Origin of the sequence: Bacillus sp. AP8 (assembly GCF_000321185.1) — a bacterium.
In the GTDB taxonomy this organism is placed as follows: Bacteria; Bacillota; Bacilli; order Bacillales; family DSM-1321; genus Bacillus_AD; species Bacillus_AD massilioanorexius.
Window position 1 is genome coordinate 1 of the sequence record NZ_CAPG01000003.1, and the last position, 13713, is coordinate 13713.

The 13713-nt window shown below is 33.6% G+C and carries 10 protein-coding genes and 2 pseudogenes; 11 read left to right on the top strand and 1 reads right to left on the bottom strand.

What is annotated here, in order from left to right; genetic code table 11:
* Positions 1-213 precede the first annotated feature (213 nt).
* Positions 214-453: a hypothetical protein gene (locus BN349_RS00165; RefSeq protein ID WP_019240233.1), complete on the bottom strand. Its 240-nt coding sequence runs from the start codon at positions 451-453 to the stop codon at positions 214-216.
* A gap of 632 nt (positions 454-1085) precedes the next feature.
* Between BN349_RS00165 and BN349_RS22930 the strand changes: the two are divergent.
* The 11 genes and pseudogenes from BN349_RS22930 to BN349_RS00220 all read left to right on the top strand — a co-directional run bounded on the left by BN349_RS22930 (position 1086) and on the right by BN349_RS00220 (position 13660).
* Positions 1086-2027 (top strand): annotated as a pseudogene (locus tag BN349_RS22930) (amidohydrolase).
* Positions 2028-2350: 323 nt separating this feature from the next.
* Positions 2351-3946, top strand: coding sequence for an amidohydrolase (locus BN349_RS00175; RefSeq protein ID WP_019240237.1), 1596 nt, complete (start codon positions 2351-2353; stop codon positions 3944-3946).
* A gap of 145 nt (positions 3947-4091) precedes the next feature.
* Positions 4092-4760, top strand: coding sequence for a Crp/Fnr family transcriptional regulator (locus tag BN349_RS00180; RefSeq protein WP_019240238.1), 669 nt, complete (start codon positions 4092-4094; stop codon positions 4758-4760).
* 191 nt (positions 4761-4951) lie between these two features.
* Positions 4952-5689, top strand: a complete 738-nt coding sequence (locus tag BN349_RS22935; protein WP_019240239.1) for a polysaccharide deacetylase family protein — start codon at positions 4952-4954, stop codon at positions 5687-5689.
* 382 nt (positions 5690-6071) lie between these two features.
* A complete protein-coding gene (gene brnQ / locus BN349_RS00190) occupies positions 6072-7403 on the top strand; it encodes a branched-chain amino acid transport system II carrier protein (RefSeq protein ID WP_019240240.1) in 1332 nt (443 codons plus the stop codon).
* A gap of 351 nt (positions 7404-7754) precedes the next feature.
* Positions 7755-8944 (top strand): annotated as a pseudogene (locus BN349_RS22940) (ABC transporter substrate-binding protein).
* Between the two features lie 444 nt (positions 8945-9388).
* Complete coding sequence (locus BN349_RS00200) at positions 9389-10267, top strand: branched-chain amino acid ABC transporter permease (RefSeq protein WP_019240241.1); 879 nt, start codon at positions 9389-9391, stop codon at positions 10265-10267.
* A gap of 15 nt (positions 10268-10282) precedes the next feature.
* Complete coding sequence (locus tag BN349_RS00205) at positions 10283-11245, top strand: branched-chain amino acid ABC transporter permease (protein WP_019240242.1); 963 nt, start codon at positions 10283-10285, stop codon at positions 11243-11245.
* Positions 11220-12002, top strand: coding sequence for an ABC transporter ATP-binding protein (locus BN349_RS00210; RefSeq protein ID WP_019240243.1), 783 nt, complete (start codon positions 11220-11222; stop codon positions 12000-12002). The genes BN349_RS00205 and BN349_RS00210 overlap by 26 nt, the downstream gene beginning before the upstream one ends.
* The gene (locus BN349_RS00215) at positions 12002-12709 is read left to right on the top strand and encodes an ABC transporter ATP-binding protein (RefSeq protein ID WP_019240244.1); all 708 of its coding nucleotides are present in this window, start codon (positions 12002-12004) and stop codon (positions 12707-12709) included. Before BN349_RS00210 ends, BN349_RS00215 begins: the two co-directional genes overlap by 1 nt.
* Positions 12710-13033: 324 nt before the next feature.
* A complete protein-coding gene (locus BN349_RS00220) occupies positions 13034-13660 on the top strand; it encodes an NUDIX hydrolase (RefSeq protein WP_019240245.1) in 627 nt (208 codons plus the stop codon).
* Positions 13661-13713 lie beyond the last annotated feature (53 nt).

Genomic DNA, 13713 nt, shown 5'->3' on the forward strand with positions numbered 1-13713 from the left:
TCTTTTTTTATAAAGCCTCTTTTAAAAAGATTGTTGTTTTAAATTGATTCAGTGATTAAAGCCCAGTAAAAAGATAGCATCATGGGGCAGAAATCATCCTATAACCATACTTTTGTATTGGCAACAACAGCCCTTTATAAAAAATGATATTGAGATTATATAACTAGCACAGTTACCGTATAGGACCTGTGTTTTTGGCTTATATTTTCATATTTAAGCATATTTAATGCCGGCTGGCTTAATTTTACTTCTATCATCAGAGCTACATGGAGTAACAGCGTAAGTCATTTCACACTTTGGACAGTTCATAATGACTGTTTTAAAAGTAAAAGTTTCACCACATGTGCAGTTAATTTGATGTGCTATTTTTGGAGTAACATTTTCTTTACCTTTTCTTTTTACGTGATCAACAATCGCCTTTCCATCCTTTAAGCTTGAACATCCGCAAGACATATTTTCCCCTCCAATTAATAAACTTAGTACCATAATTATTTTAACATAACATTTAGTTTGGTGAAGTGAAACTATAATATTTTCCTGTGATAGACAAGTTTCCTATAGTGCAAAGCTATTAAATAGAAAAGTCAAATAAATAGATGTTTATTTTACAATAAAACAAAATCGATTAGGTGATTATTTCACAAAAATAACACCAAAAAACTATTTTTAGTTTTTTGGTTTCTTGGTATACTTGAATTGTCGATAAGATATTCTATTAACGGTACCAAATAGAATACAAATATATGTAATTAAAATGGTGAATGTATTTAAAAAAGTATTAATCTATATGGATTGTAAAGTTTGAATAATGGTTTTTTATTCTGTTCGTGTCGTAGTTATGTGTGAAATGGTTAAAGATAGAAAAAATATTTTTTAGGGGGACTTACAATGAAAGAGTGGATAGAAAAAATACCTACTAAAAAAATTGTTGAATGGAGAAGACATTTACATCGTAATCCTGAAATGTCTTTTAAAGAATATGAAACTTCTCAATTTTTGAATTAACTCGACCAACAGAAACGAGCGTGGTTGCTAAATTAATCGGTGGTGCAGGTGAAGGAAAAACTGTTGCTTTACGTGCAGATATGGATGCGTTACCAATTAATGAAGAAGCAGACGTTGACTTTAAATCAACAAAAGAAGGACTTATGCATGCTTGTGGACATGATACACATGTAGCAATGCTACTTGGTGCTGCTAAAGTATTAACAGAAATGAAAGATGAAATCTAAGGTACAGTGAAATTTATTTTCCAACATGCAGAAGAACAAGTGCCTGGTGGAGCTCAAGAATTAGTGAAAGCGGGAGTATTAGAGGATGTGGATGAAATATATGGCATTCATATTTTCCCAACTATGAAAAAGGGGTCACTTGGAATTGCAAGTGGGTATGCAACAACAGTAGCAGATGGATTTTTCTTAAAAATTCAAGGTAAAGGTTCACATGCTTCAACACCGGAGTTAGCTATTGACCCTATTGTGGTAGATAGTGAAATTGTTATGGCTCTTCAAACGGTTGTAGCTCGCAATGTAAAACCAAGTGATATGGCGGTTCTGAGTGTTGGTGAGTTCCAAAGTGGACTAGCACCAAATATTATTGCTGATACTGCACGACTTAGCTGTTCTATTCGAACTATTTCAGAAGAAGTTAGGGATATAATGGAAAATCGAGTAAAAAAAATCATCGAAAATGTAGCTGCTGCTCATGGTGCAACGTACGAATTAAATTATGTTAAAGGTTATGCAGCCCTTTATAATACGCCTGAATTGGCAGAGAAAGTGAAAGCTTCTGCAACAAAAGTGCTTGGAGACGAGCTTGTTTACGCCTCTCCAATGCTGATGGGGAGTGAAGATTTTTCTGCGTACACACAAGTTGTTCCAGGCTGCTTCATGTTCCTTGGAGGAGGAACTGAAGAAGATGAATGTGGCTATTTTAATCACCATCCAAAATTTAAAATTGTTGAAGATTCTATGTTCAATGGTACGAAAGTTGAAGTTCAATTAATTCTAGACTTATTAGGAAAATAATCAAGATTCTTACTTGTATATAATCTGAAAAAAACAGCTAATTTCGGCTGCTTTTTTTGTGTTTGAAAAATTATCCAGTTGAACTCTAGATACAACTTTCAGATACTGTAGGTCCATAGCAAGTGAAAAAGTTTTACCTCTTGGAAATTTTACTGAATGAGTATGAGTAAATTAAGAGATTTCCCGTCATGTTTTCATCTAAACATATGATATTGTTTGAAAATATTGGTTATGTAATGAATGACTCTTTATAATGAAAGTAGAATAAGAAAGATAAATCAAGTATAAAACTATTATTTTCACAGTGTTTGGGGGATGATGGAATGAATAAAAAGATTTTTACGAATGGAAAAATCTATACTCTTGATGAATCGGCTCCATTAGTCGAAGCAGTAGTAGTAGAGAACGGAAGAATTGTCGATCTTGGTTCCCATCGTAATATGGTTTTAAACTGGGGAAGTGTGGATACAAATATCGTTGATTTACAAGGAAATACAATGACGCCAGGGTTAACGGATAGTCATCTCCATTTATCTGGAGTTGCTCTACGTTTTTTAGAGTTAGATTTAACAGGTGTAAAGTCAAAGAACGAGATGTTAGAAAGAATAAAAGAAAGAGCCAATTCGATACCTAAAGGTCAATGGTTAATTGGAATGGGATGGGATGAGAATTTATTCACGGATGGTAATATTCCTACTATTAAAGAATTGGATTATGTAGCTCCTCATTGCCCAATTTTTTTAAAGCGAATATGTTATCATGCTTTTTTAATAAATAGTAAAGCGCTTGAACAAATAGGGTATCATTCTAAAATCTCTATCTCACATGGCGGTAGTATTGTTCTTGATGAAAGTACAAAGCAACCAACTGGTTTACTATTAGAGTCAGCATCTCAATTAGTTTCCAATCAAATTCCTGATAGAAGCTATCAAGAATTGAAGCAAGGGTTGGAACAAGCGATGAAATATGCAATTAAGAGAGGTTTAACTAGTGTTCATACGAATGATCCTTTGTACTTAGGGGGATTTGATCAAACGTATCAAATGTACGATGAGCTAATAAATCAAGAAAATAAAGGATTGCGATGTAATCTATTAATAGATTATCCGTTTCTATCGAGGTTACGAGAAAGAAAAATGGGGATTGGGTATGGAAATGAGAAATTGCAAATTGGTGGAATAAAAATGTTTGCTGATGGAGCATTAGGAAGAAGAACAGCACTTCTTTCAGAGCCTTACACCGATGACCTAACACAGTATGGTGAAGCGATTCAAGATCAAGCTAGTTTTTATGAAATGGTTAAGGAAATACGAGCAGCTGAAATGCCAATAGCTGTACATACAATTGGGGATCACGCATTAGAAAATGTATTAAATGTATTAAATCAATTTCCTCCTGTGAAACAACGTGATCGAATTATCCACGCATCGGTGTTGAATGGTGAACTAATAAGTAAATTGGCTAAGTCAAGTATAATTGTAGATATTCAGCCGAGATTTGTGGTAAGTGATTATCCATGGGTAATAGATCGTATTGGTAAGAATAGAGAGCCATATTTATATCCATTTAAAACATTGCTTTCGGCAGGTGTATTGTGTGCTGGGGGATCAGATGCTCCCGTCGAGCCTGTTGATCCATTATTAGGTATTCATGCTGCGGTTTCAAGAAACACAATTGGGAACCCACAACAAGTGTGGAACGAAGTGGAGAGACTTACTATAGAGGAGGCTTTGAAAATCTTTACGATTGGTGGAGCGTATGCAACAAATGAAGAAGCTAGTAAAGGAACAATTTCTATAGGGAAATTAGCAGATATGACGGTTTTTTCAAAAGATCTTTTATCGATTCAGCATCCTGATGAATTATTAGATACAAAAATAAAGATGACGATTATAGATGGTGAAATACAAGAAGTATAAATGTGTTAGATGAATGGATACATTATGAAAGAATAGGTGAGACATAAAATAATGTTTATAGAAGTTGAATAGTTACGTTCTGTTAAATGGGTAAAGAATTTTTATAGTAATGACAACGTATTAGATATAGGAGGGTACGATTGAAGTGAATTGTAATAAACATGATTGTCTATCTATTGTGCCTATATTTCGTAATGTAAATGAGGAAGAGATGAAAGAACTAGCAAGGATTGTTACGCATAAAATTTTTCACAAAGGTGAACCCATCTTTTTGGCAGGGGAACATAAGAAGAATCTATTTGTTGTACATACAGGAAAGGTCAAAATTACACACATTTCTGAAGATGGACACGAAAAAGTCATTCGTATATTACAGACGGGGGATTTTTTCGGTGAATTATCTTTATTTAGGAATACGAATATAATGAATAATGCTGAAGCGCTTGAACAAACAGAAATTTGTTTGCTTGAAGGAGAACAATTCATTAAGATTATGAGTCATACCCCAAACTTACTTATAAAGATTTTACAACATTTAAGTGAGAGATTAGAGAAAGCAGAGTATCAGCTAAGTCAGATTAGTAATCAAGATGTAGGTCAAAGATTAGCGTCCTTTATTTTAAAACAAGGAGAATGTGCAAAGGATGAAATTTTTGAGTTTCCAATGAGTAAAAAAGATATCGCATCGCTATTAGGAACTACAAGAGAAACATTAAGTAGAAAATTATCTTCATTCCAAAAGGAAGGATATATTGCATTATCAGGGCGTCGAATACAAATATGTGATGAAAAAGCGTTGCGTGAGTTATTATGAATACAAGAGTTGCTGATAAAATATCGCTTAAGGGTCGTAATAAAAGAGATAAAAGATCACTTTTATACAGCCCTTTTTTAGTTAGAAAAAGTAGGGGGTAATAGTTTCCGACTTGTGATGGACTATAATTAACATAGAATGAAATGATTTTGGAACAATAGATAGAAAAGTTATTATTTGTGAGGATTTATATGAAATGGTTTACAATAATTTATTTCGGTTTTCTTTTGGTGTTTCTTCCTAATCATGCATATGGGGTAAAGAAAGTTCCAATTCTAGTGTATCACTCTATTGATGAATTCAGCGGTCATGGTTCGAAAGAATTGTATGTCACTCCTAATAATTTTGAAAAGCAAATCATGTATTTACGAGAACATGGCTTTACATTGTTGACCTTTGAGCATTGGACAGAAATTGATAAAGTAAAGAAACCTATTTTTTTGACGTTTGATGATGGATACAAGAATAATCTTAATGCCTATATCATTCTTCAAAAATTAAAAAGTGAACAGTTCACACCAGTGGCTACCTTTTTTGTGATTTCAGAATTTATTGGGCAAAGAAATCGTTTATCTAAATCAGATTTGAAAATGCTAGCAAAATCAGGTGTGATTTCTGTTCAATCACACACGGTGACACACCCGGATCTTACAAAGATTGGACATGTAAGTTATGAATTGAAAGATTCAAAAATGTCGATTCAGCAAATAACAGGAAAACCAGTAATTGCACTAGCCTATCCATATGGTAGTTTTAATGAAAATGTAATTTCAGATACAAAGAAGTATTATTCATTCGGGTTAACTACAATTCCTGAATACTATTTGGTTGGAGAAAAAGTAGATAAACAATATGTATTGCCTAGAATTTATATAAAGTATTCAACTACACTGGACGAATTCATGACGATTGTGGAAGGTAAAATGTAAAGAGATATTTAGAGAATCTAGTATATAAATGGTCAAGTCGTTCAGCAAGTGATACACTAGCACTTGCTGAATTCAATTTGTTTAATAATTGTTAATTATTGTTTAATTTAGTATTTTTTCGTTCTTGAATTGATTATATTTCAACACTACTATTAATCATGTATCCATTTATATGAGAATGGATGGTCTTGTTATATATTGAAAAAATGTTTTATAAGTAAGACATATGGAGGGTGAGTTGCTGAATTAAGAAAAATAAGTATGGTAAATAGTATAAAAGTTCAGAATATTTTCAAAAAATAATATTTTGTGATATTATGTATTAGACATAATCATACAGCTTACGAAGAAGTATCGTAGTAATATTCAGGAGGATTTTAAATTGAGACATCAAAAGAGCAATTTCTCATCAACTATAGCAATAGGTTTTATGCTTTTTGCCTTGTTTTTCGGGGCAGGTAATTTAATTTTCCCGGTATTAATGGGACAAATGTCAGGTACACAAGTATGGGGAGCAACTGCAGGGTTTATTGTAACAGGCGTAGGTCTTCCTTTATTAGGTGTACTAGCTATTGGCTTTTCAGGTCAAAAGGATTTATATACGATGGCTAACCGAGTACATCCAATGTTTGGACTTGTATTCACAACTGTATTATATTTAGCGATTGGACCATTATTTGCTATTCCTAGAACGGGTAGCGTTTCTTTTGAGGTTGGGATTAAACCTTTATTAGGAGAAAATGATAGTTTTGTACCATTAATGATTTTTTCGATTGTATTCTTTCTTGTTACATTAATCTTTTCATTGAAACCGGGAAAAATTGTAGATATAGTAGGGAAAGTTTTAACGCCGATCTTATTAATTTTTATTGCTATTCTTATTGGAACTGCCATTATTAATCCAATGGGTGATTTTGGTACTCCAAGTGAGAAATATATGGATTCCTCATTCTTTAAAGGATTTCAAGAAGGTTATTTAACAATGGATACATTAGCTTCATTTGTGTTTGGTATCATTGTTATTAATGCTGTAAAAGAAAAAGGTGCAAGAACGAAGAGTGAAGTTTTAAAAAGCTGTTTTAAGTCAGCTATGATTGCAGCTCTACTATTGGCTATCATTTATGGTGGACTTTCTTATCTAGGGGCAGCAAGTGTAAGTAAAATTGGTTTATTAGACAATGGAGGAGCTATTCTTGCAGCAACTTCAGGTCATTATTTCGGCTCATATGGTAGTCTAATCCTTGGTATGACGGTTATTGCCGCATGTTTAACAACTAGTATTGGATTAGTAACGGCTTGTGCATCTTATTTTAATGAGATTATTCCTAGCGTGTCTTATAAGACTTTTGCAATCGTGCTGTCTGTCTTTAGTGCCATTGTATCGAATGTAGGGTTAAGCCAATTAATTGCGATATCTGTTCCAGTGTTAACAGCTATTTATCCATTAGCAATCTGCTTAATATTCCTAACTTTCTTACATCGATTTTTTAAAGGTCAGCCTTTGGTATACATTTTAAGTTTATCTTTCACATTTATTGTCAGTCTATTTGATGGATTAAACGCAGCTGGGTTAGGAATCCAAGCAATTAATGATTTATTTTCATTATTACCGTTATATTCTGTAGGACTAGGTTGGCTTGTTCCGGCTATTGTGGGAGCCATTATAGGATATGTTCTAACGTTCAATAGCAAACGTGAAATGATAACTGAATAGTATTCTAATATTTTATATTATTGATTCAATCCTCAGGTAAGTTAGTACCTGAGGGTTTTTTATGTGTAAATATGTAAACGCTTTCGATATCTGTATGTGGTTTTTGATATAATAATATATTTAAATTTTTTAACGATTTTTCTCTTCATTTACCTTAAGTTAAGTGGGTTTCTATCATATGCATATCCATTAAATATTATTTATGTAATATATTGAATTTTTTTGTAAAAAATATGAAATATCTTATAGACTTTAGTCCGATTGTAATGTAATATATTCCTAATAAATGTTATTTTATAATATTTAAAAAAGTCAGACTTTTTAGACAAAACAAATAATGGGAGGGTTAACATGAATAAGAAAAAGATAGCAGGCATGGTTTTATCTTTATCTTTGGTTGCTGGTGCATTAGCTGGATGTGGTGGATCGGATAAAGGTAGCAGCAGTGATTCGGGTGGTAAAGATGATAAAGTTATTAAAATTGGAGCAAACCTTGAATTATCAGGTGGTGTAGCTTCATATGGTCAATCAATTCGTGAAGGTGTGAATCTTGCCTTTGAAGAGATTAATAAAGAGGAATCGATGGTAAAAAGCTTGAACTAGTCGAATTCGATAATAAATCGGAATCTGCTGAAGCCACTGCTGGTGCATTAAAACTGATTTCTCAAGATAAGGTTACAGCGATTATTGGAGCTGCAACAAGTGGAGATACACTTGCTCAAGTTCAAATTGCAGAAGAGAACAAAGTACCTGTAATATCTCCAAGTGGAACAAGCCCAGATATTACATATAAAGATGGAAAATTAAATGAATTTATTTTCAGAACGAGCTTTATTGATCCATTCCAAGGGACAGTAGCAGCAAACTTTGCAGCTACTGAATTAAAAGTTAAAAAAGCAGCCGTTTATATTGATAGTGCTAGTGACTATTCAAAAGGGTTAGCTAAATCATTCATTGAGAAATTCAAAGATAATGGCGGAACTATTGTTTCTGAAGAAGCATTTGTGGCGAAAGATACTGATTTCCGTGCAACTTTAACAAGAATTAAATCTAAAAAACCAGATTTCATCTTTATTCCTGCTTATTATGAAGAAGTGGGATTAATCATTAAGCAAGCTCGTGAAGCAGGTATTGATGTTCCATTAATGGGAGCTGACGGTTGGGATTCTCCTAAACTAGTAGAGATTGCTGGCAAAGAAGCTTTGAATAATACGTTTATTACTAATCACTATTCTTCAGGTGATCCAAGTGAAAGAATTCAAACATTCGTAAAAGCTTTTGGTGAGAAATACAAAGGAAAATCTCCTGATGCATTTAACGCTCTTGGTTATGACACTGCGTATCTATTAGCAGATGCTATTAAACGTGCTGGTTCAGCAGATTCTGAGAAAATCCAAAAAGAATTAGAAGCTACTAATGGTTTAGACTTAGTTTCAGGAAGCTACTCTTTAGACGAATATCACCACCCAATTAAATCCGCTACAATTCTAGAATATGTAGATGGTGCACAACAATTTAAAACAAAAGTTGAACCACAATAATTTTTAAGAATAAATAGGGGGCGAAACTAGCCTCCTATTTTGGGTTTTTAAGTTTGGAAATGAATGAAGAAAATTAGAACTTATTCGTTATGACACCAAACGATTAGTAGACTCCCCTCTCCTCCTTACGATAAGTCATCGAGGAAATTGCTTAATCGGTTAAAAGTTCGGGCAGGGTTACAATGTCTGAAGTAACCCTGATACCACAACTCTTTTTACCTCGAATCACTTATTAAAAGCCTTGCTTACGATTTAGCGATTTTGATTTCTAGGTAAAGTAGATTAATCGTTGAGGTTTCTCGATAAAGCTGGACATAATGAACGTTATTTCCTTCCGAGTTTACTATATCTCTTACAAATAGACCCAATCCAAATGTCACTAAACAAGGCGCATTCGCTTTTCTTATGAAGTGAGTTGAATTATAAAATCAAGGAGACTAGAACATGGAATTGATTCAACAGCTCATTAACGGGCTTTCACTAGGTAGTATTTATGCCCTCATTGCACTCGGCTATACGATGGTTTATGGAATTGTTAAGTTGATTAACTTTGCCCATGGTGATGTCTTTATGGTCGGAGCTTTCGTTGGCTTTTACTCTATTACGATATTAGATTTATCTTTTTTTCCTGCACTCTTACTTTCAATGACAGTGTGTGCAGTGTTCGGTGTATTAATTGAAAGAATCGCCTATAAACCTCTTCGTAATGCAACAAGAATTGCGGCATTAATAACAGCGATAGGTATGTCATTATTTATTGAATATGGTTTTATTTATATTCGTGGTGCACAACCTGAAGCATATCCAAATGATGTACTGCCGTCTACTAATTTAGATTTATTTGGTATTACAGTTAATAGTCAGTCCTTATTAATATTTGGTGTTTCAATATTATTAATGATCATTTTACAAATTGTCGTGCACAAAACAAAGATTGGAAAAGCAATGCGTGCTGTTTCTTTTGATGCAGATGCAGCTAGATTAATGGGGATTAATGTAAACAATACTATTTCAGCTACATTTGCGATAGGATCTGCATTGGCTGGTGCAGCAGGAGTAATCTTTGGTTTGTACTATATTAAGATTGAACCATTAATGGGTGTACTACCTGGTTTAAAAGCTTTCGTTGCTGCTGTACTTGGCGGTATCGGTATTATTCCTGGTGCGATGGTTGGTGGCTTAATACTTGGAGTTATTGAAGCTTTAGTAAGTGCAGCTGGTTTCTCATTATGGAGAGATGGAGTAGCGTTTATTGTTCTTATTTTAATTCTAATATTTAAACCACAAGGATTACTAGGGAAAAACAAAAAAGAAAAAGTGTAAGGGAGAGACAAAGTTATGATGTCATTTAAAAAAGCAAAAGGATTTTGGCTCTCAATCTTGCTTTCCTTTATCCTTTTTGCGGTTATTCAAGTCTTGATTAATGGTGGAACATTAAATTCATTTTACTCAAATATGATTATTACGATTGGTATTAATATTATTTTGGCGGTGAGCCTTCATTTAATCATTGGAATAACGGGGCAATTCTCTATCGGACATGCAGGTTTTTTATCTGTTGGAGCGTATGTGTCGGCTATTATGACAATGAAATTAGCACTTCCTTTTCCTGTAGCATTACTTGTTGGAGGAATTGTAGCAGCTCTAGCGGGATTATTAATTGGTATACCAAGCTTGCGTCTTAAAGGAGATTACTTGGCAATTGCTACACTTGGATTTGGTGAAATTGTACGTATCTTTTTCTTAAATATCGATTATGTTGGTGGAGCAAGTGGGATGACAGTTTCCCATTTAACTACTTGGCCATGGGTGTTTGGAATCGTTTTATTAACGATAGTAGTTGTAAGAAACTTTACAAGCTCGACTCATGGACGGGCATGCATTTCGGTTCGTGAAGATGAGACTGCGGCCGATTCTATGGGAATTAATACGACTTATTATAAAGTTGTAGCATTTGCTATTGGCGCTTTTTTTGCAGGTGTTGCAGGTGCATTATTTTCTCATAATTTTTATATCATCTTACCGACGAATTTTGGTTTCTTAAAATCCTTTGACATTTTAATTTTAGTAGTACTCGGCGGACTTGGTAGTTTATCAGGGGCTGTTTTAGCAGCGGTTCTATTGACATTAGTTACAACCTTCCTTGCAGATTTCCCAGAGACAAGGATGATTATTTATAGTTTAATTTTAATGATTATGATGATTTATCGTCCTCAAGGCTTGATGGGTACTAAAGAATTTACAAGCTTCTTTAAGCGAAAAGGAGGACACAAACATGACAAAAACGAAACCATTGCTTAAGGTAGATTCTGTTGGGATTCAATTTGGAGGTTTAAAAGCTGTATCTGCTGTAAATGTAGAATTGTTTCAAGGTGAGTTAGTTGGTTTGATCGGTCCTAATGGAGCGGGAAAAACTACATTTTTCAATCTTTTAACAGGTGTTTATGTGCCAACGGAGGGAAGTATCTCTTTAGATGGAAAAAATTTAAGAAAACGTCCTCCTTATAGAATTAATCAAATGGGAATTAGTCGTACATTTCAAAATATCCGATTGTTTGGTGATATGTCAGTTATCGATAACGTAAAAGTAGCGTATCATTCATTGGCAAAGCATTCGATTGTAAGTTCTATTTTACGTCTACCAAGCTTTTTTAAAGGTGAGAAGGAGATGGAGGAACAAGCCATTGAATTTTTGAAGATTTTTAACTTAGATATTTACAAAGATGAATTAGCAAAGAATTTACCTTATGGTCAACAACGTCGGTTAGAAATTGCTCGTGCTTTAGCAGCAAATCCAAACCTATTACTTCTAGATGAACCTGCTGCTGGGATGAATCCACAAGAAACGCAGGAATTAATGAAGTTAATTTCATTTATTAGAGAAAAGTTTAATTTAACTGTTCTTCTAATCGAACATGATATGCCGCTTGTAATGGGTGTTTGTGAACGAATTTATGTGCTGGATCATGGCCAATTAATTGCTCATGGTAAGCCAGAAGAAATTCGTAATAATCCAAAAGTCATCGAAGCATATCTTGGCGAGGAGGTTTCATCATAATGTTAAAGGTACAGGACATCAATGTCTACTACGGTAATATACAAGCGCTTAAAGGTGTATCCCTTGAAATTAATGAAGGAGAGATTGTTACATTAATTGGCGCGAATGGTGCAGGAAAAAGTACATTACTTAAAACAATTTCAGGTCTCTTAAATCCAAAGCAAGGTGTAATCGATTATGAGGGTCAACCAATTGGTGGAAAAGCAGCTCAATCAATTGTTAAGTTAGGAATTTCTCATGTTCCTGAGGGAAGAAGAGTTTTTGCTAATATGTCTGTTGAAGAGAATCTTCAGCTAGGAGCATATTTAAGAAAAGATAAAGCGGGAATTAAACAGGAGTTACAAAGAGTTTACGAACTTTTCCCAAGATTACTAGAAAGACAAAAACAGCTTTCAGGTACTTTATCTGGCGGGGAACAGCAAATGCTTGCTATGGGTCGTGCATTAATGGCAAAGCCAAAGTTGTTGTTATTGGATGAACCTTCAATGGGGCTAGCTCCGTTACTAGTAAAACAAATATTTCAAATCATTAAAGAGATTAATGAATCGGGGACAACAGTTTTATTAGTAGAACAAAATGCAAATTTAGCACTTTCTATTGCGGATCGTGCTTACGTTGTTGAAACAGGTAGAATTGTCCTTTCAGGTAATGCAGAAGAGTTAACAGCTAGTGAAGATATTAAAAATGCGTACCTTGGGGGTCATTAAACAAATTTTAGTGGATTCCGTTATGTTTAATTCGTTTCTATTATATGAATTTCAATGTTTTATAGAAAAAGTCAGTCAACAAGTGTTTTGCAAATACTTGTTGACTGATTTTTTTGAGCTAGTTACGCATATTGCTGTTTTATAAGCGTATGTAATGAAAGAATTCCAAGTAGAGAGTCCTAAGTTGGTTTTCGCATATCGATAGTTTTTTTATAAGTTTCTCTATTAAAGTTTGTAGAGCATATTATAATAGCTATATCGAGATAAAATTGTGTTTATAGAATTTTGGAAAAATAATAGGGACATAAAAGGAAGAAATTTAAAATGGAAAATGAGATGCTTCGAATATTTAATGATTATCATAAACCTATTGGGATCGCTACTCGAGAGGACGTACATAAACTTGGCTATTGGCATGAAACATTTCATTGCTGGTTTATTAGTAAAGAAAATAATACAAACTATATTTATATTCAGCTACGAAGCGATGTGAAAAAAGATTATCCCAATTTACTAGATATCACTGCAGCTGGCCATATATTAGCACATGAAACAACTAATGATGGGATTAGAGAAATTCAAGAAGAGTTGGGAGTTGAAACGACTCTTTGTGAGTTAGTCAAACTAGGCATTATAAATTATTGTGTAAAAAAAGAAGATTTTATCGATAAAGAAATTGCTCATGTTTTTTTATACAATAGCTCTATTGGTTTAGAGGATTTTACCTTACAAACAGAAGAGGTTTCAGGAATAGTTCGGGTCCCATTGCTTTATTTTTATAATCTTTGGTATGGAAAAAAAGAAGAGATCCATATAGAAGGTTATAAAATAAACATGGATGGCAAAAAGGAGTTAATGAATGGTAGAGTAAATCGAAGTCATTTTGTACCACATGAAGAAGCATTTTATCAAACTGTTGTAAGTTGGATTTGTGATAAAGTGAAAGCTTGAATTCATTCATATGACAAAAAGCTTTTCAAGAACTTACAAATGAAACCATTTTT

Coding starts and splice junctions, on each gene's coding strand:
- BN349_RS00175 (WP_019240237.1), top strand. CDS start 2,351: ATGAATAAAAAGATTTTTACGAATGGAAAAATCTATACTCTTGATGAA.
- BN349_RS00205 (WP_019240242.1), top strand. CDS start 10,283: ATGATGTCATTTAAAAAAGCAAAAGGATTTTGGCTCTCAATCTTGCTT.
- BN349_RS22935 (WP_019240239.1), top strand. CDS start 4,952: ATGAAATGGTTTACAATAATTTATTTCGGTTTTCTTTTGGTGTTTCTT.
- BN349_RS00210 (WP_019240243.1), top strand. CDS start 11,220: ATGACAAAAACGAAACCATTGCTTAAGGTAGATTCTGTTGGGATTCAA.
- BN349_RS00220 (WP_019240245.1), top strand. CDS start 13,034: ATGGAAAATGAGATGCTTCGAATATTTAATGATTATCATAAACCTATT.
- BN349_RS00215 (WP_019240244.1), top strand. CDS start 12,002: ATGTTAAAGGTACAGGACATCAATGTCTACTACGGTAATATACAAGCG.
- BN349_RS00165 (WP_019240233.1), bottom strand. CDS start 453: ATGTCTTGCGGATGTTCAAGCTTAAAGGATGGAAAGGCGATTGTTGAT.
- BN349_RS00200 (WP_019240241.1), top strand. CDS start 9,389: ATGGAATTGATTCAACAGCTCATTAACGGGCTTTCACTAGGTAGTATT.